This is a genomic window from Streptomyces sp. NPDC054883 (assembly GCF_053610645.1).
Genome location: NZ_JBSGYT010000027.1, coordinates 77,834 through 96,028, shown reverse-complemented (window position 1 = coordinate 96,028; position 18,195 = coordinate 77,834). Strand labels below are relative to the sequence as shown.

Annotated in this window: 15 protein-coding genes and 2 pseudogenes; 9 read left to right on the top strand and 8 right to left on the bottom strand. The window is 73.5% G+C overall.

The window, feature by feature from the left end:
* Positions 1-61 precede the first annotated feature (61 nt).
* From ACWGH1_RS20985 to ACWGH1_RS20975, 3 genes and pseudogenes are all read right to left on the bottom strand, one after another.
* The gene (locus ACWGH1_RS20985; protein WP_453357801.1) at positions 62-412 is read right to left on the bottom strand and encodes a PRC-barrel domain-containing protein; all 351 of its coding nucleotides are present in this window, start codon (positions 410-412) and stop codon (positions 62-64) included.
* Between the two features lie 157 nt (positions 413-569).
* Positions 570-1,019 (bottom strand): SRPBCC family protein, encoded by a 450-nt coding sequence (locus tag ACWGH1_RS20980; protein WP_453357802.1) that lies wholly within the window; start codon positions 1,017-1,019, stop codon positions 570-572.
* Between the two features lie 422 nt (positions 1,020-1,441).
* A pseudogene (locus tag ACWGH1_RS20975) lies at positions 1,442-2,045 on the bottom strand (PEP/pyruvate-binding domain-containing protein); the annotation flags it as partial.
* A 159-nt stretch (positions 2,046-2,204) separates the two neighbouring features.
* Here ACWGH1_RS20975 and ACWGH1_RS20970 point away from each other — a divergent pair.
* Positions 2,205-2,921 carry a hypothetical protein gene (locus tag ACWGH1_RS20970; protein ID WP_453355787.1) on the top strand — a complete coding sequence of 239 codons (717 nt, stop codon included), beginning with the start codon at positions 2,205-2,207 and terminating at the stop codon, positions 2,919-2,921.
* Between the two features lie 24 nt (positions 2,922-2,945).
* On the opposite strand, the gene glgX is transcribed toward ACWGH1_RS20970, so the two are convergent.
* Positions 2,946-5,069, bottom strand: a complete 2,124-nt coding sequence (gene glgX, locus ACWGH1_RS20965; protein WP_453355786.1) for a glycogen debranching protein GlgX — start codon at positions 5,067-5,069, stop codon at positions 2,946-2,948.
* A gap of 153 nt (positions 5,070-5,222) precedes the next feature.
* Here glgX and ACWGH1_RS20960 point away from each other — a divergent pair, with 153 nt between their 5' ends.
* The 7 genes and pseudogenes from ACWGH1_RS20960 to ACWGH1_RS20930 all read left to right on the top strand — a co-directional run.
* Positions 5,223-6,974, top strand: coding sequence for a diacylglycerol kinase family protein (locus tag ACWGH1_RS20960; RefSeq protein WP_453408893.1), 1,752 nt, complete (start codon positions 5,223-5,225; stop codon positions 6,972-6,974).
* A 42-nt stretch (positions 6,975-7,016) separates the two neighbouring features.
* A complete protein-coding gene (locus ACWGH1_RS20955; protein WP_453356371.1) occupies positions 7,017-7,997 on the top strand; it encodes a YihY/virulence factor BrkB family protein in 981 nt (326 codons plus the stop codon).
* A 62-nt stretch (positions 7,998-8,059) separates the two neighbouring features.
* Positions 8,060-8,857 (top strand): phosphatase PAP2 family protein, encoded by a 798-nt coding sequence (locus ACWGH1_RS20950; RefSeq protein ID WP_453356370.1) that lies wholly within the window; start codon positions 8,060-8,062, stop codon positions 8,855-8,857.
* A 372-nt stretch (positions 8,858-9,229) separates the two neighbouring features.
* Positions 9,230-10,471 (top strand): globin domain-containing protein, encoded by a 1,242-nt coding sequence (locus ACWGH1_RS20945; RefSeq protein ID WP_453356369.1) that lies wholly within the window; start codon positions 9,230-9,232, stop codon positions 10,469-10,471.
* Between the two features lie 38 nt (positions 10,472-10,509).
* The gene (locus ACWGH1_RS20940; RefSeq protein WP_453356372.1) at positions 10,510-11,124 is read left to right on the top strand and encodes a pyridoxamine 5'-phosphate oxidase family protein; all 615 of its coding nucleotides are present in this window, start codon (positions 10,510-10,512) and stop codon (positions 11,122-11,124) included.
* A 67-nt stretch (positions 11,125-11,191) separates the two neighbouring features.
* On the top strand, positions 11,192-12,064 hold the full coding sequence (locus ACWGH1_RS20935; protein ID WP_453408892.1) for a YihY/virulence factor BrkB family protein: 873 nt from the start codon (positions 11,192-11,194) through the stop codon (positions 12,062-12,064).
* 3 nt (positions 12,065-12,067) lie between these two features.
* Positions 12,068-12,411 (top strand): annotated as a pseudogene (locus tag ACWGH1_RS20930) (SAM-dependent methyltransferase); the annotation flags it as partial.
* Here ACWGH1_RS20930 and ACWGH1_RS20925 read toward each other — a convergent pair.
* The 4 genes from ACWGH1_RS20925 to ACWGH1_RS20910 all read right to left on the bottom strand — a co-directional run bounded on the left by ACWGH1_RS20925 (position 12,405) and on the right by ACWGH1_RS20910 (position 17,075).
* Positions 12,405-13,349, bottom strand: coding sequence for an alpha/beta fold hydrolase (locus tag ACWGH1_RS20925; RefSeq protein WP_453353936.1), 945 nt, complete (start codon positions 13,347-13,349; stop codon positions 12,405-12,407). The pseudogene ACWGH1_RS20930 and the gene ACWGH1_RS20925 sit on opposite strands and share 7 nt — an antisense overlap.
* 66 nt (positions 13,350-13,415) lie before the next feature.
* Positions 13,416-15,050 (bottom strand): FAD-dependent monooxygenase, encoded by a 1,635-nt coding sequence (locus tag ACWGH1_RS20920; protein WP_453353937.1) that lies wholly within the window; start codon positions 15,048-15,050, stop codon positions 13,416-13,418.
* Positions 15,051-15,147: 97 nt separating this feature from the next.
* The gene (locus ACWGH1_RS20915) at positions 15,148-15,732 is read right to left on the bottom strand and encodes a putative glycolipid-binding domain-containing protein (RefSeq protein WP_453353938.1); all 585 of its coding nucleotides are present in this window, start codon (positions 15,730-15,732) and stop codon (positions 15,148-15,150) included.
* Between the two features lie 20 nt (positions 15,733-15,752).
* On the bottom strand, positions 15,753-17,075 hold the full coding sequence (locus ACWGH1_RS20910; protein ID WP_453353939.1) for a LuxR C-terminal-related transcriptional regulator: 1,323 nt from the start codon (positions 17,073-17,075) through the stop codon (positions 15,753-15,755).
* 141 nt (positions 17,076-17,216) lie between these two features.
* Here ACWGH1_RS20910 and ACWGH1_RS20905 point away from each other — a divergent pair, with 141 nt between their 5' ends.
* On the top strand, positions 17,217-18,131 hold the full coding sequence (locus ACWGH1_RS20905) for an NADP-dependent oxidoreductase (protein WP_453353940.1): 915 nt from the start codon (positions 17,217-17,219) through the stop codon (positions 18,129-18,131).
* Positions 18,132-18,195: the final 64 nt, after the last annotated feature.

Genomic DNA, 18,195 nt, shown 5'->3' with positions numbered 1-18,195 from the left:
GGCGGCACCGGTTCATCCGGTGCCGCCCGCCTGCTGGTTCGGGAGGATAGTCGGCTGCGGGTCAGCCGAGGAAGCCGCTGTAGTAGCCGCCCACCTGGCCGCGGTAGGCCTCGTCGTGGAGGTGCTTCTCCCGCTCGAACTCGGGAGCGTTCTTGATCTGCTCCTTCGTCCCGTCGACGTAGACCTTCTGTTCCTCCGGGTCGATGCGCGTGATGGTGCCGGCCGGGAGCAGGACTTCCCGGCCGAAGATCCACGGGCCGGTGTCGACCACGATGTAGGAGGAGCCGACCTCGTCCGAGTGCTTGTCGACCTTGCCGATGCTGCCGTCGGTGGCCTCGACCTTGTAGCCCGTCAGGTCGGCGCCCAGCGCCCGGCCCGACGTCTCGCGGTAGCCCCACACGTTCCCAGACATGCGCACATCTCCTTGATCGGTTCGTCGGCTCCTGCTCCGCCGGCCTGTCGAGAGGTACCGGAGGAGCGGGGGCCTCGTAACGGCCCGCCTGCCCCGGCACGCGGTTCCCACACGCCGGGACCGGAGTTCCCCGCTCCGGCGGGCGTCGTCGGGGGGATCAGACCTGGCCGCGCCAGGATCCCGTCTCCTGCCCGCGCGCCTCGATGTACTGCTTGAACCGCTTGAGGTCACCGGTGATCCGGTGCTTGACGAAGCCGAGCTTGTCGCCGACGTTCTCCGCGAACCCGTCCGGGTCGTAGTCGAGCTGGAGCATGACCTTGGTCGTGGTGTCGTCCAGGCGGTGGAACGTGACCACACCGGCCTGCTTCACCTCGCCGCCCAGGGTCGTCCAGGCGACGCGCTCGTCCGGGATCTGTTCGGTGATCTCCGCCTCGAACTCCCGCTGGGCGCCGCCCACCTTGGTCACCCAGTAGGTCAGGGTGTCGGTGCGCTGGTCGATCCGCTCGACCCCCTCCATGAAGTGGGGGAACGTCTCGAACTGCGTCCACTGGTTGTAGGCGGTACGGACGGGGACCTCGACCTCGATGGACTCTTCGACCTTCGACATGGGTGCACCTTCCTGTTCACGGCCGCCGACGGGTTCCGCCGCCGGGCGCACCGGGGAGTCCGTCTCCCGACTCCGCCCGTGCCCCGGTTCCGCCGTCTCATCACCCGGCGCCGGCGGAAAACAAGAAGCTTGTGCCGTAGGCCGTTTGGAACCGCCCCGGCGGGTCACACGCGGGGATGTCGGTGTACGGACGCCGCTCGAACCGGCGCCGAAGGCGTACACCGAGGACCGGTGGCCGCGCGCAGAGCCCCTCCCCCGGTAACCGCGCGCGGCTCACGGGCCCCACACGACGCTGCCGTCCCGCCGCACCGGCCCCCCGGCCCCGCGCCGCTGCGCGCAGCGCGGGCCCGGGCAAGCCCCCGGCGGCCACTGCCCTCCAGAGACCCCCGGGCCCGGGCGGGACGGCGGCGCTGTCCGGCCGTGCCCGTGACGGGATCGGCCGTGAACTGGATGCCGGACGCGTGCGGGACGACCATCCGCTGTACGACCACGGCCATGTGGACCGTGCGGTGGTCGATGCCGTTGCGCCGGCGGTAGGTCACGGCCCGCTCGGTGAGCAGCGAGGCCCAGCACCGGCTGACGTGCCGCAGGACCCCGTCGGCCCGACGACGTTCAGGTACGTGTCCTGCCGGCCGGCGAAGGAGGCCGTCGGCAGGTCTTCCGCCGTCGCGCTGGACCGGACGGCGCAGGCGGCCTGCCCGCCGAGCCGGGCGAGCGCGCGGGTGATCTGCGCCGCGGAATCGCCCGGGACGACAATTCCTTCGATGGTCCGGCGGATCTGCGCGAGAGCGTGCGGACGGCCTCCCGGTCGTCCGGGTTCAGGTGCGCCAACCGATCGAGCAGTTCGTCGACCGCCTGCGCATGCGCCATGATGCGCCGGAAGACGTCCGTCGTCCCGTAGAAACCACCCGGCACGCGGATGCCTTCGATCCGCGACAGCGCGCCCAGGTGCGCGCCCTTGCCGCCGACGACCGTGACCTGTGCCCCGTCAGCCTCTTGACGGTCTGATACGTACTGCTCGGTCACCGCGATACCTCCGACGTCGGCCGGCGCGTGCCCCCGCGCCGGGGCGCCCGGTTCGACGTCGCCGCGTCCCCCCATGCGCCGACTCCGACATGCGCACGTCGTATGCTCCGCCTCCCGGGGGCCACGAGCGGCCCGCACAGGAGGAGGGCGGTCGTCTTCGTGTCCCGTGAAAGAACCGATGCCCGGACCCGGCACCCGCGGCACGAGCGGCGCGGCGAAGCCAGGTTCCCCGCGGTGATCGCCACCCTGACGGCGATCCTCCTCTACCTCGCGCTGCCCCAGCAGTTGCTGATCGCTCCGCGCTATGTGCTCCCGGCGCTGGAGGTACTGCTCCTGCTGCCGCTGATCGCGATCAACCCGCGCCGGCTGACCCGCCAGACGAACGCCTTCCGGTTCCTGTCGCTGGTCCTGGTGCTGCTGATCGTGGCGAGCAACCTGACTGCCCTCGGCATCCTCATCCACGAGCTGGTCTACGCGGGGGTCGATGACGGGCGGTCCCTGCTCGTGGCGGCGCTCCAGGTGTGGCTGACCAATATCATCGCCTTCGGCCTGACCTACTGGGAACTCGACCGGGGAGGCCCGGTCAGTCGCACCCAGGCCCCGCGCGGGGAACTCCCACTGGCGGACTTCCGCTTCTCCCAGGACGAGAACGACGACGCCGTCCAGGAAGTCGCGGACGGCTCCAGCAAGGTCTCCGACTGGGTTCCCACCCTGATCGACTACCTGTACGTGTCGGTCACCAACTCCACCGCTTTCAGCCCGACCGACACGATGCCCCTCTCGGTCCGCGCCAAAGTGCTCATGGCCGTCCAGAGCGTGGCGGCCCTGCTGACCTCGCTCCTGGTCATCGCCCGAGCCGTCAGCATCCTGCACTGAGCCGCCGACCGGGTCACGGTGGCGTCACACAGCACGGTCCTCCAGGGAGCTGCGCAGAACGGCCGTGCTGTGTGACTCCAGGCGCAGGGTGGCACCCGGTTTCAGTTCCCGCTCGTCGGGGGTGTCCGTCGTCGCGGTGTCGAAGAGCAGCGTCCAGCGCGTGGCGAAGCCGCTGCCGGGGAGGCGGAAGTCCACGGCGGCGTCCGAGTTGTTGAACATCAGCAGGAAGGAGTCGTCGGTGACCCGGTTGCCGTACCGGTCGGGTTCGGTGATCGCTTCGCCGTTGAGGAACATGGTGAGGGTGCCGGCGGGCGGCCGCGTCCAGTCCTCGTCCTGCATCGGCGAGGCGTCCGGGCGCAGCCATTCCACGTCCGCGGGGAGCCCCCGGTGTCCGGCGGCACGGCCGGAGAAGAAGCGCCTGCGGCGCAGCACGGGGTGCCGGCGGCGGAGCCGGATCAGGCGGGAGGTGAAGTCGAGGAGGCGTTGCCCGGTTTCGTCGAGGTCCCAGTCGATCCAGGCGGTGGGGTTGTCCTGGCAGTAGGCGTTGTTGTTGCCGCCCTGGGTGCGGCCGAGCTCGTCCCCGTGGCTGATCATCGGGATGCCTTGGGAGAGGATCAGCGTGGCCATCAGGTTGCTCTGCTGCCGTTCGCGCAGGGCCAGTACCCCGGGGTCGTCGGTCTCGCCTTCCGCCCCGCAGTTCCAGGAGCGGTTGTCGTCCTCGCCGTCCCGGCCCTCCTCGCCGTTCGCGTCGTTGTGCTTGCCGTCGTACGAGACGAGGTCGCGGAGGGTGAACCCGTCGTGGGCGGTGACGAAGTTGACGCTGGCGAGGGGGCGGCGCCGGTCGTGTTCGTAGAGGTCGGCGGAGCCGGTGATGCGGGAGGCGAATTCGCCGAGCGTGCCCTCGCGGCCGCGCCAGTAGTCGCGGACGGCGTCCCGGTAGCGGCCGTTCCACTCCGACCACAGGGGCGGGAAGTTGCCGACCTGGTAGCCGCCCTCGCCGAGGTCCCACGGTTCGGCGATGAGCTTGACCCGGCTGATGACGGGGTCCTGCTGGATGACGTCGAAGAAGGCCGAGAGCCGGTCCACCTCGTGGAACTGGCGGGCGAGAGTGGCGGCGAGGTCGAAGCGGAAACCGTCGACGTGCATTTCCTGGACCCAGTAGCGCAGCGAGTCCATGATGAGCTGGAGCACGTTGGGGTGGCGCATCAGCAGGCTGTTGCCGGTCCCGGTGGTGTCGTAGTACTGGGAGCGGTCCTCGTCGACCAGCCGGTAGTAGGCAGAGTTGTCGATGCCCTTGAAGGCCAGGACGGGTCCCTTGTCGTTGCCCTCGGCCGTGTGGTTGTAGACGACGTCGAGGATGACTTCGATGCCGGCCGCGTGGAGTGCCTTCACCATCCGCTTGAACTCGGTGACCTGTGCGCCTCGGCCGCCGGTGGCGGCGTAGGCGTTGTGCGGGGCGAAGAAACCGATGGTGTTGTAACCCCAGTAGTTGGACAGGCCCTTTTCGGCCAGGTGGCCGTCCTGGACGAACTGGTGCACCGGCATCAGTTCCAGGGCCGTCACCCCCAGACCGGTCAGGTGGGCGATGATGGCGGGGTGGGCGATGCCGGCGTAGGTACCGCGCAGTTCTTCGGGCAGCGCGGGATGGGTGCGCGTGAGGCCCCGTACGTGTCCTTCGTAGATGACGCTCTCGCCGTAGGCGTATCCCGGTGGTTCGTCGTCGCCCCAGTCGAAGGCGCGGTCGGTGACCACCGACAGCATGGTGTGGCCGGCGCTGTCCAGGGTGTTCGGTTCGGCGCCGTCCGCGAAGCGGTGGCCGTACAGGGACTCGTGGTGGTCGAGCTGCCCGTCGATGGCGGTGGCGTACGGGTCCAGCAGGAGCTTGGCGGGGTTGCAGCGGTGTCCGGCGGCCGGGTCGTACGGGCCCCGTACGCGGTAGCCGTACCGCTGGCCGGGGCCCACGTCGGGCAGGTAGATGTGCCAGGCGGATCGGTCGATCTCGGTCATCGGGACGCGGGTCTCGCGCCCGGCGTCGTCGAGCAGGACGAGGTCCACGCCCTCGGCGACCTCGGAGAACAGTGCGAAGTTGGTTCCGGAGCCGTCGTACGTCGCTCCCAGGGGATACGGTTTGCCCGCCCATGTGCGCATGTGGTCACGCTACTGTCGCGGGCCGCCCGGGGCAGGGCGAGCGGGCGGGACACCGGGCGTCGTGTCCGGTCGCGGCCGCCGGTGTGCGGCGGCCCGGGGCGGCGATCGCCGCGGTGCGCGCATGAGCGGGCCGTCGCGGGTAACACGGCGTCAATGAGACCCGAATTCGGCACGGCAGTGCGGTACGGCCGCCTGCCCCTGCTGTTGCTCTTGCCGGTACAGGCGGCCTTGATGGTGGGTGTGGGGCTGCTGGTGACCGGGCCTCTCGCGGACCAGTGGCCGGTGGCGGCGGAGGACGGCGTCAACCGCGCCCTGGCAGCGCACCGCGGCGGCCCCGCGACGCCGCTCTCCGAGTGGCTGTCCCTGCTGGCCGGTACGCAGAGCATCATCGCGCTGACCCTGCTCGCCGCCGTCACCCTGCTGGCCGTGTCGCGCGGGCGCCGGCTGCGGGAGGCGCTCTACCCGGCCGTGGCCGTCGCCGCGCAGTCGGCGGTGTTCCTGCTGGTGACCCTGGTCGTGGAACGGCCCCGCCCGGACGTACCGCACCTGGACGCCGCGCCGCCCACGTCCAGTTTCCCCTCCGGGCACGTGGGGGCCGCGGTGGCGCTGTTCGGGGCCCTGGCCGTCCTGGTGGCCCTGCGCCCGCGCGACGGCCGGCGCCGGGTGCGGGACGCCGTGGTCGTCCTCCTGCTGCTGGTCCCGGTGGCCGTGGCGTGCTCCCGGGTGTACCGGGGCATGCACCACCCCTCCGATGTCCTGGGCGGACTGCTCAACGGCACCTGCACGTTGCTCGTCGTGACCCACGCGCTGCTGCTGCCGGTGCGCCGGCCCGGGGCGGTGGACGCGGCCCGCGGCGACCGGCTCCCGGCGGCCCGCGCGACGGCCGAGGACCCGGCCGGTACCGCGCGGGGGCGGCGCGCGGTGGTGGTGCGTCACCCGCACGGCTGCGGCGAGGGGCTGGCCGAGCGGGTGCGGGTCGTCCTGCGCCGCCACGGCTACGCCGAACAGGTGTGGACCCCGACGTCCGCCGAGCAGCCGGCCGGCGCCCTCGCCCTGCGGCTCGCCGAGGCGGACACCGCTCTGGTCGTGGCCTGCGGCGGTGACGGCACCGTACGCGCCTGCGCCGACCTGCTGTCCGGCACCGGGATCCCCCTCGCGGTCGTCCCGTGCGGCACGGGCAACCTGCTCGCCCGCAACCTGCGGCTCCCCGGCGATCCGGCCACGGCGCTGGAGGCCGCCCTGTCCGGGGAGAGCGTCCCGATCGACGTGGGCCGGGTGCGGGGGGACGGACTGGAACCCGCCCGGTTCACCGTCATGGCGGGAGCCGGCTTCGACGCCGCGATGGTGGGGGACGCGTCGGAGCGGGTCAAGGAGCGCCTCGGCTGGGCCGCGTACGTCCTCTCGGCGGTCCGCCACCTCGGCGACCCGCGGATGCGCCTGTCGATCCGGGTGGACGCGGGCCCCGTGCAGGAGCGCCGGGCCCGGATGGTCGTCATCGGCAACGTCGGTACCCTGCAGGGCGGTCTGCCGCTGCTGCCCGACGCCCGGCCCGACAGCGGGCGCCTGGAGGTGGTGCTGCTGGACCCCCGGGGCGCCCGCGGCTGGCTCGCCGCGGCGGGCCACCTCGGCTCGCGCATGCTGCCGGGGCGGGCGGCGCGGGCTCCCGGCGGGGCGGGGGGCGGGGCGGTGGCCGGCGGGGCGCTGGAGTACTTCAGCGCGGTGCGCGTCGACATCCGCTTCGCGCGGCCGCAGCCGCGCGAGCTCGACGGCGACGTCGTCGGCTCCGGGACCCGGCTGACCGCCGAGGTCGAGCCGGGGGCGCTGCGGATCCGGCTCCCGCCGCGGCCGGCCGGGGCGCCGCCCGCCGCCCCGGCCGAGCACGCACCGTTCACCGTCGGCGGCTGAGGTCCGCCCCGTACCGCACGAGCCGTAAGGGGGGTCACGCACATGGGCACGGCCACGCGGGTACCGCAGCGCAGCGAGGTGGCGGCGGTGGAGACCGAACTGGAGCTGGAGGGTGAGGAGCTGTCCGCCGAGGAGGCCTGGTCGGCGCTGCGCCGGTACGGGGGCTGGAGCCTCGCGCGCGACTCCTTCATCCGGTTCCGGTACGCCGACGGTTTCAGCCACTCCAGGGCCCTGGCCCTCCAGACGGTCCTGTCGATCGTCCCGCTCGCCATCGCCGTCATCGGCCTGTCCGGCGTGCTGCACACCGAGGACGCCGGCCGGGTGGCGGAGCTGACGATCCGCCGGCTGGCGAGCGGGCCGAGCCAGGACGTGGTGGAGGACGCGCTGGCGCAGAGCCACCACCGGGCCGGGGACGGCGGCCAGGCCGCCCTCTGGCTCGGTCTGCTGTTCTCGGTCGTCAACGTGACCACGGGCCTGTGCCAGGTCGAGCGCGGCGCCAACCGGATCTACGGGACGGAACGCGACCGGCCGTTCCTGTCCAAGTACACCCGCGGACTGGCGATGTCCGTCCTGGCCGGGCTGCCGCTGGGGCTCAGCTTCGCGGTCACCGTCCTCGGGGCGGAGCTGAACCGCGCCGTGGCGGAGGTCTACCACCTCGGCCCGGACGTGGTCCGGGTGTGGGACCTGCTGCGCTGGCCGCTCGGGATCCTGCTGGCGGTCCTCGCCACCAGCGCCGTCTTCCGTCTCTCCCCGCGCCGCACCCAGCCCGGCTACACGTGGCTGGCGTTCGGCGCCACCGTCTACCTGGTGCTCTGGCTGCTGGCCACCTGGGGGCTGAGCGTGTACGTCGGGGCCGGCGGCTCCTTCGCCAGCGTGTACGGGCCGCTCAGCGCGTTCGTGTCCCTGCTGCTGTGGTCCTACCTCACCTCGATGGCCCTCTTCCTGGGCCTGGCCTTCGCCGCCCAGCTGGAGGCCGTACGGGCCGGGGTGCGCGAGCCGGTCACCGAGGACCCCGGCGTCTGACGCCGGGCGCGACAGGCCGGCCCCCGGAGGCCCGGCGATCCCCCGAAAGGAAGTACGAGGACATGGCACGACGCTCCACCGGCCGGCGGCGGCCCGTCGCCCGGCTCCTGTCCGGCCGCTACGGACCGGACGCGCGGTTCGGGATGCGGCTGGTGACGACGCTGGCCGCCACCGCACTGGTGTCGGTGCCCTTCGCGGTCGCCCTGGTGCTGGTGGAGTCCGAGTGGGCGCCGCTGCACCGGCTGGACCGGGGCACCGCCGAGCGGCTCCACCGGGCCGCGCTGGACCATCCCGCCTGGGTGCGGGTCCTCGACTTCCTCACGCACGTGGTGTGGGGGCCGCCGACCATGCGCCTGCTGGTGGCGGCGCTGGTGGTGTGGCTGCTGTTCCGCGGGGCGGTGCGCCTCGCCCTGTGGGCGGCGGTCACCGCGACGGCCGGCGGCCTGCTGGGGTGGCTGGTGAAAAACGTGGTCGAGCGGACCCGGCCCCATCTGCCCGATCCCGTCGCGCACGCGCCCGGGTTCTCCTTCCCGTCCGGCCACGCCATGACGGCCATGACGTCCTGCGCCGTTCTGCTGCTGGCCCTGCTGCCGATGGTGCCGCGCCCCCGCCGTCCGTTCCTGTGGGCCGTCGCGGCGGTTTCGGTGCTCGGCGTCGGCTACACCCGGGTGGCGCTCGGCGTGCACTGGGTCAGCGATGTGGTGGGCGGCTGGCTGCTCGGGCTGGCCGTGGTCACGGCGACCACCTTGGCGTTCGAGGCCTGGCGGGCGGATGTCGGGCGCGGCCGGACCACGCCCGCGCAGGGGCTGGAGCCGGAGATCGTGGCCGGGCATCCCGAACCCCGGGCGGGCGCCCGCTGAGCACCGGCCCGCCGGCAGCCGGTGGCTGAAATCGATCCGTCGGGCTTCTCGCGCATACCTCATGCCGGGCCGGGGCAATGCGACAAGATGCGAGCGCGAGTTCTAGTGGATGCACCCCTTCCCCAGGCCGAGAACCTGATTGAGGATCATGGGCGGTCCGGAGGTACTTCGTCCGCTTCATTGACCAGACGTCCCTACCCGATGAGGAACCATGCGCGCCCGACACAACCGCCCTTCCCCGCCCCCGATATGGAGATCCGGTGAAGGTTACGCACCTGGCGCGCCCGCTGCGCCCGCCGGCTCCCGAGAGGAGGCCCACCGTCACTCCCGGCTGAGGCCGGCCCGAAAGACGAGCGGGGGAGCGCTGGTCCCTTGAAGTTCCGGATCGGCCGTCCCAGCAGTCCGCCCGCCCACCGGCCCGCGCAGGAGCAGGCGCACGTCCCCGCCCCCGGCGACACCGAGCCGCCGGCCGCGGAAGCGCCCCTGTCCGAGCACGAGATACACCTGATCAAGACCTCGGCCTCGGTGGTCGCACCCGTGGCCGAAGAGATGACGGTCTACTTCTACGCCATCCTGTTCGCCCGCTACCCCCAAGTGCGTCCGATGTTCCCGCCCGGCATGGACGCCCAGCGCGGTCGCCTCCTGCGCGCTCTCCTGCACATCGTGGACGTGGTCGACGACCCCGGGAACCTGGTCCGCTTCTGCGGGCACCTCGGCCGCGACCACCGCAAGTTCGGCACCCTCGCCGAGCACTTCCCGGCGGTGGGCGAGTGCCTGCTGGCCGCTCTCGCCCGCTACGCCGGCCCGGCCTGGACGCAGGAGATCGCCGACGCGTGGACGAAGGCGTACGGCGTGGTCTCCCAGGTCATGATCAGCGCCGCCGAAGAGGACGAGGCCGTACGGCCCGCCGTCTGGCCCGCCACGGTGGTGCACCGGCTCCCGCGCGGACACGGCATCGCCGAGATCACCGTGCGCCCCCACCTGCCGTACGACTACCGGGCCGGACAGTACGCGAGCGTGGAGACGCCGTGGTGGCCGAAGCTGTGGCGCTACTACTCCCCCGCCAACGCGCCCCGCGCGGACGGCACGCTGACCTTCCACGTCCGCGCGGTGCCCGGCGGCACGGTCAGCGACGCGCTGGTGCACCGGGCCGCCGTCGGCGACGTACTGCGGCTGGGCCCGCCGATGGGCGACATGGTCCTGGACGCGGCGGTCCACCGCGACCTGCTCTGTGTCGCGGGCGGTACGGGCCTGGCCCCGATCCGCGCCCTCATCGAGGAGGTGGCCCGCCGCGGCGGACGCCACCAGGTGGACCTGTTCCTCGGCGCCCGCACCGGCGCCGAGCTGTACGGGGTCGACGACATGCTGCGGATGGCCCAGAAGCACCACTGGCTGACGCTCCGGGGGGCGGTCTCCCACGAGCACGTCCCCGGCATCCGGGGCTCGCTGCCGCAGGTGCTGGCCGAGTACGGGCCGTGGTACCAGCACGACGTGTTCCTCAGCGGACCGGCACCCATGGTGGTATCCGCCGGCGAGACGCTGACCCGCCACGGTACGTTGCCCGACCGCATCCACCACGACCCGTTCGAGACGCCCGTCCTGTCCGCCCGCTGAACCGCTCCCGCGTTCCCTCTCCCAGGAGAAGTCCCGTGATCTTCCCTTCGCCGTCGTTCGGTTCGGCCGGTGAGCACCGGCTCCAGCAGCAGCTGGGTACGGCCGAGCGCGCCGCCCGCTTCTACGACCAGCAGGTGCGCCCGCACCTCACGTCCGAGATGCGGGAGTTCATCGGCCGCCAGGTCATGGTCTTCCTGGCAACCGCCGACTCCCACGGGGAGTGCGACGCCAGTTTCCGCGCCGGGCCGCCCGGGTTCGTCCACGTCCTCGACGAGCGCACGCTCGCCTACCCCGAGTTCCGCGGCAACGGTGTGCTCGCCAGCGCCGGCAACATGAGTGAGAACCCCCACCTGGGCATGCTCTTCGTGGACTTCACCCACCACCACGTGGGGCTGCACGTCAACGGCGTCGCCCGGCTCTGCGACGACGCGGAGCTGCGGCGGGTCCACCCCGGCCTGCCCACCGACGTCGCTCCCGGGCGCAGCCCCCACCTGTGGGTCCACCTCACGGTCGAAGAGGCGTACATCCACTGCTCGAAGTACATACCCCACCTGGAGCCGGCGCCGCGTCCGGCCGGCCACGACCCGGCCCGGCCCAAGGACGCGGACTACTTCACCAGACCGCGTACGGCAGTGTGGTCGGGCCTGGCGTGACGGCGAGGCGCGGCGCATCCGGCGCGTACGGGCGCATGCGCACGGGTGTGCGGGGCACGAGCGCGCCGTGACATCGACTCTGCGCAGCGAAGGGCGCCGCGGCCGGGCCCCCGCCGCGGCGGCCGCGGCGCGCGCCGGGGGCGCGCTGCGCGGTACGGCCGTACGGCTCTGGCACGACAACGTCGCGGACTCCGCGGCGGCGCTCACCTACTACGGCCTGCTCGCGCTGCTGCCCGCGATCGTGGTCGCCGTGTCCCTGGTGGGGCTGCTCGGGGAGGCGACACGGGGGCGCCTCGTGGCCGAACTCACCTCCTACGCGCCGCCCCAGTCCGCCCAGGTGCTCCAGGACGCGCTGAACGGCCTGTCGGCCGCGCACACTTCGGTGTGGACGCTGGCGTTCGGCGGGGTGGTGAGCGCACTGTGGTCCGCCTGCAGCTACCTCGCGGTGTTCCGCCGGGCCCTGCACACGATGCACCGGATCCCCGACACCCGGCCGCCGCTGCGCGCGGCGCACACACTGGTCATCACCGCGTCCCTGCTCCTGCTCCTGCTGATGGCCGGCGCGGTGGGTCTGGTCGCGTCCGGTCCGCTCGCCCACCGGCTCGCCGCGGCCGGCGGGATCGGGGTGCGGAGCCTGACGGTGCTGCGCTGGCCGGTCCTGCTCGTCGTCGTCACACTGCTGATCCTGATCCTCTTCCGGACCGGACCGGCGGGCACCCGGGGCACCCGGCGCGGGCTGCCGGGCGGTGTCCTGGCGGCGGTCCTGTGGCTCGGCGCGTCCTTCGTCTTCACCCTGTACACGCAACTGAACACGTACGGACGCCTGTACGGTTCGCTGGCCGGGGTCATCGTCTTCGTCGTGTGGCTGTGGTTCGCCAACCTGGCACTGCTCGCCGGGGCGCAGTTCAACAGGGAGCTGGCGCGGGTCCACGCGGGGTGACGGGAGGCGCTCGCCGGGCTGGACCCCTCCTCGCACCTGGAGGTCGTCCACCACTTCGACCGGGGCCCGGCGGAGAAGGTGGAGACCGGGGCCCGGCACCCGCGCGGCAACACCGACTGGCCGCTGGTCGGCATCTTCGCCCAGCGCGGCAAGAACCGCCCCAACCGGCTCGGGGTCTCCCGCTGCCGACTGCTGCGCGTCGACGGGCTCGACGTCCACGTGCAGGGTCTCGACGCGGTGGCCGGCACGCCCGTGCTCGACATCAAGCCCTACCTGGCCGAGTTCGGCCCCGGGGCGCCACCAGCCAGCCGGACTGGGCGACGGAGATCATGCGCCGGTCCTACTGACGGGGCGCAGGGCTGGGTCCGCCGCCGGGGGTGCGTTGTACGACCAGGCGGACGGCCGCGGTCGTGAGGTCCGGGGCGTGCAGCTGGACGTAGTGGTCGCTGCCCGTGGCGAGCAGGTGCGGGGTCTGCGGCGCCAGGGCGACCAGCGACTGCTGGGCCTCGGGCCAGGCCGCCTCCAGCCGGGCGAGCAGCTCCTTGGGCATCGAGGCGGGCGCGGCGAAGGGCCGCGTCTTGCTCAGGACGGCGAGCGGGACGTCCGGTAGCGGGCCGGCCCGGTCGATGGCCGTCACCGCGCCGTCGATGTCGACCTGCTCGAACGCCGGATCGTCGTCGTAGGGGGTGCCGGGGCGGCGCAACTGGCTGACGTACTCGGGCCAGGCGGCCCCGAGGCGCCGTTTCAGGGCCGGGGCGAGCGCATCGGCGAGGACGAGGCCGCGGGTCCGGTCCGGGTGCTGTTTCGCGTACAGCAGGGTGATCATGCCGCCGTAGGAGTGCCCGACGAGTACGTACGGTCCCGGGACCTTGCCCGCGGTCAGGACGCGGTCGAGGTCGCGCACGGCGGCGGGGAGCCCGCGGGTGCCGGTCACCGGACTGGTACGGGTGGTCAGGGTGGGCGGGTCGGTGTAGCGCAGGGTGCCGGGCCGGTCGTACACGCAGACCCTGGTGAACGCCGCCACGCCCGGGAACACGGCGGGCGCCTTCGGTACCGGCGGCGCGGTGTCGGTGACGGTCCAGCTGTCGGAGGCCTCGTGCAGACCCGACACCAGGACGACGGTCGGCGCGCCGGTGCCCCGGCAGTGCAGGTACACCGTGCGCCCCCCGCCGATGTCGACGTGCTGGACGCTGTCCCCGCCGTCGGGGGCGGGGGCGGCCTGGCCCGCGCAGAGCGTCAGCGCCGCGGCGACCGCCAGGACGGCGGCGCGGGGACGTCGTCGCATGTCCCGGGTCTCCTTCCGGGCGGGGCCGGACCGGCGGCTGCCGGACCGGCGGCTACGGGGCACCGGCTACGGGGCGAAGACGCGCGAGAGGTACGAGCCGAGGCCGGCGCCGGCCGGCGGGACCAGGCGGGCGCCCAGGTAGCCGTCGGGGCGTACGACGAAGGCCGCGGGCTCCTCCCCCACCCCGTAGACGCGGGCGAACTCGCCCCGCGCGTCGCGGTACACGGGGACCGGGGCCGCCCTTCCCGTCCCGGTGGTGGCGAGCACCGCGCAGATGTTCATCCGGTCCGGGGCCAGTTCGTGCACGACCTCGGAGAGCTGCTCGAGGTGCGGTACTTCGGGCCCGGGCCCGTAGAGCACCAGGGTGTGCTCACGGCCGCGCAGCAGGTCGTACAGCCGCGACGGGTACGTGGCGATCGCCGTGACGAGCCCGCCGCAGTCGGGCGCGCGGTCGCCGGGCCGCGGTCCCGGCCCCGCTCCGGGCTCCGCCGGTTGCACCAGGGGGCTGTCCGGATAGCCGACGAGCAGCTGCGCCTCGCGCCGCAGCAGGGTCACCGGGTCCTCGCGGTCGGCCCGGATGCCCTCGGCGGCGTGCCGGACGGTGCGCCCGACGACCTCCTCGCCGACCGGACGGCGTTCGGCGTCGTAACTGGCGGGCAGGTCCGGGTCCGCGGCGCCCGCCACTGCCAGGGCGAGCTTCCAGGCCAGGTTCCAGGCGTCCTGGATCCCGGTGTTCATGCCCTGCGCGCCGGTCGGCGGGTGGATGTGCGCGGCGTCCCCGGCAACGAAGACCCTTCCCTCGCCGTACCGGTTCACCAGCCGGTGGCTGATCCGGAAGACGGAGGACCAGCGCAGCGCGGACGCGGTGGCGGGCTGCGGCGACAGCCGGTCCAGCGCCTTCTGGACGTGGGCCAGCTCGGGCGTCCGGCCGGCCCCTGGGCCGTGTGCCACCTCGCCGCCGGCGCGGTCCGCCGCGGCGGAGAGCTCGGGCGGCACCAGCATCGACGCGCGGTAGCGGTGTTCGCCCGGCAGCGGGATGCACACCAGCAGGTCGTCCACGGCACCGGCGGCGTCCCGGTGTTCGCTGCGCACGCCGTACCCGTAGGGCATGTCCCAGTCGACCTCCACGTCGGCCAGCATGTACTCGTCGGGCAGGGCGCCGCCTTCGAAGGTCAGCCCGAGGCCCTTGCGCACGGCGCTGTGCGCGCCGTCGCAGCCGACGAGGAACCGGCTGCGGACCTCCTCCTCGCCGTGCGGGGTGCGGAGCAGGCTGGTCACGCCGGTGTCGTCCTGGGTGAAGGAGACCAGTTCGGTCTCGCGCTCGATCACGGTCCCGAACCGGTTGAGGTGCTCCTCCAGGATGCGTTCGGTCTCGTACTGCGGCAGGGCGGCGAAACCGTACGGCTCCTCGGGGGGCAGCGCCAGTTCGATGCGGCCCTGCTCGGCGCCGTTCTCGTACATGACCTGCCCGCGCATCGGTACGGCGAGGTCGAGGACGGCCTGGACGAGGCCCATCCGGTCCCAGATCTCCAGGGTGCGGGGCTGGATCCCGACGGCCTTCGCGTAGGGGAGCCGGGCCGGGAGCCGGTCCACGATGCGGCACGAGGTCCCGCGTCGGCGCAGCTCGGCGGCGGCCGAGAGACCGACCGGTCCGGCGCCCGCCACCAGGACGTCCGCATGTGCTGCATCGTGGTGCGCCATGGCCTCTCCAGGGATGCTTCCCCCCACGAAGGGTGCCCCTCCATGGTGGCCCGGCGCTCGGCGCCCGGCCAACGCACGGCGGGCCGCCGCACGGCGGTCAGGGCCGCGGGGCGGGCACGGCGGTGGCGAGCTGCGGGTAGTCGATCACCAGGCCGTCGGCGTCGAAGTTCACGTCACTGCGGAAACCGCCGGACTCGTAGCGGATCCGGCAGCCTGCCGCGCCCCGCTCCAGCGGTGTGTACGTCTGCCGGTCCGCGCTCACCGCGAGGTCCGGCACGGAGACCCAGGCCATCAGGAAGGTACGCGGGAGCGCGTCGGGCCGCTGGTGCAGGCCGTGCCGGAGCACGGGCATGGTGTTGGTGAGCGGGCACAGGCCCAGGTCGCAGTCGAGGGCGCCGTCCAGGTCGGGGCGTGGCCCACCGTTTTCCGTCCACCGCCCGTCCTCGTCGCGGCGCAGGTCCAAGGCCGCCGTCGTCTCGTGCGTCTCCACGGTGACGGACAGGCGCCGGGTCACGTAGCCGGGCCCGGTCTCGATCTCGTACGCCAGCCAGTAGGGGGCCGGTACCAGCCCCACGGCCCGGCCGCGGGCGCGCAACCGCCCTCCGGCGAGCTCCGCCCACGCGGTGGTGCGTCCCCGCGAGGGCAGGACCTCCCAGGTCCGCGCCACGGCTCGGGTGTTCATGACGGAAGCCTAAGGGCTGCTCACGCGGCCGCGTGGAAGAGGGCCGCCGCCTGGCCGCGGGAGGCCACGCCGAGCTTGGTGAGGATCTTGGCGACGTGGAACTTGACCGTCGATTCGCTGATGTGCAGCTCCTCGGCGATGGCGCGGTTCCGGTGTCCTCGGGCCAGCCGCGTCAGGACTTCGAGCTCCCTCGCACCCAGCGTGCCCAGCGGGTCGGCGGCACCGGCCGGCGGGGCGTCCGGGGTGGTCAGCGGGACGAGCGCGGTCACGGTGGTGCCCCAGCCGGGGACGGGGTCGATGTCGAGGCGTCCGCCGAGGACCTCCAGCCGGTCCGCGATGCGGGTGGGGCCGAGGCCGCAGTAGCTCATGCCGCCCGGGCCGTCGTCCCTTACGGTCACCCGCAGTTCCTGCCCGGTGACCTGCCACCCCACGTGGACGCGGCTGACGGGGTCCTGTTCCAGGACGGCGAGCAGCAGCTCGCGGGCGATGGCCCGGGCGGTGTGGGCGACGTCGGCGGGCACGCTGCGGGTGGAGTCCGGTGCGCCCAGCTCCAGTCGTACCGGGCTGTGGCGCAGCAGCGGGCGCAGCGAGTCGGCGAGCCGGGCGAAGGCCTCGTCGACCCGTTCCTCGGCCATGGCCTGGTCCCGTTCGGCCTCGGCGCGCAGTTCGGCCAGTCCCGACACGGCGAGTTCGGTGGCGGTGGAACGTGCGGCCGCGTCGTGGAGGTTGCGGCTGCGCAGGACCCCCAGGAGGGCGGTCAGGGTCGCGCTGTGGCGGGCGCTCAGTTCGGCGATGACCCGGGCACGGGTGTCCGCCGCGGCGCGGGAACGGGCGAGCGCGCCGGGGGCGGCCTCCGCGGACAGCCGGTCGAAGTGGCTGGTCACCAGGGTCCACAGGGCCTGGACCACGGCGAGCGCCGCCGCGTCGGCGGGCGCCGCGTCCTCGTCCCGTACCAGGACCAGGAGTGCCCCCCGCTGCGTCGCGTCGGTCATGACCGCGATCACCGGCCGGTCGGCCCCGGCGATCGTCGCCCTGCCCTGCCATGGCCGTCCGGCGGTGCCCGCCAGGAACAGCGGGTCCATGTCAGCGGCGCTGATCCGGGCGGGGTACGCCTCGTCGCCGAAGGACTTGAACGGCGAGTGGGCGCAGTGCGTGGACAGTTCGGCGGCGGCCCGGTGCGGCACCAGGCCGGCGAGGACCGCCGAGAGCCGCGGCAGGATCTCCCCCAGCGGCTGCCTGATGACGTCGTATCCGGCGGCCAGCGCGGCGAGCGTCGCCTCACCCGCCGCGAGCACGGGGGCCGTCCGGGCGGTGAGGGGCGCGGCGGTCGCGATCAGCTCCATGAGGTCAGCTTAGTCAGCGCCTCCCCGAGACCCACTGGACTTTCGGCCAGGCCGGACTGGCCTTGCGGCGGGCCGGATTCCCCGCCGTCCGGCCAGAAGCTTGAGCCATCGACCGACAAGCTGCACAGCGGGGAGACTGACATGGAAGCGATCCTCTACGACGAGTTCGGCGGCCCGGAGGTCCTGCGTCACGAGGAGATCGGGAAGCCGGAGCCGGGCACCGGGGAGGTGCGGGTCAAGGTGGTGGCGGCCGGCGTCAACCCGCTCGACTACAAGCGGCGTTACGGCTGGGTCGAGGAGTTCTACCCGACCGTGTTCCCGGCGGTCCCGGGGCTGGAGTTCGCCGGTGTCGTTGACGCGGTCGGCGAGGGCGCCACCCGCGTCGAGGTCGGAGACGAGGTGCTGGGGTGGACGCGGACGGGGGCGTACGCCGAGTACGCCATCGCCGGTGACGTCGTCCGCAAGCCGGCCGGACTGTCCTTCGAGCGGGCCGCGTCGTTGCCGGTGGCCGGCGAGACCGCGCAGCGGGTGCTGGACCTGCTGCGGGTGAAGGCGGGCGAGACGCTGCTGGTGCACGGGGCCGCCGGCGTGGTCGGCTCGGTGGCGGTCCAGCTCGCGGTGGCCGCCGGACTGACGGTCATCGGTACGGCTTCCCTGCCCAACCACGACTACCTGCGATCCCTGGGCGCCGTCGCCGTCGAGTACGGGGACGGCCTCGCCGAGCGGGTACGGGCGGCAGCGCCGCTCGGGGTGGACGCGGTGTTCGACGCGGCGGGGCAGGGCGTACTGCGGCTGTCGGTCGAACTGGCGGGCGGCTCCACCGAGCGCGTCGTCACCATTGCCGATCCGAACGCCGCCGAGTACGGGGTCGTGTTCACCGGCGGCGGCACGGATCCGGCGGCGATCCGCGCCGGTCTGGCCGAGCATGCCCGCCTGGCCGCCGAGGGCCGCCTGCGAGTACGGCTCGGCGAGGTGTTCGCCCTGGCGGACGCCGCGAAGGCGCAGGAGCTGAGCGAGTCGGGCCACGCCCGCGGCAAGCTGCTGATCCGGCCCTGAGGTCCCGGTACGGCCCGGGCGGGAGCCCGGGTGCCGGGGCCGGGCGGGGGCGTGAGAGGGTCGG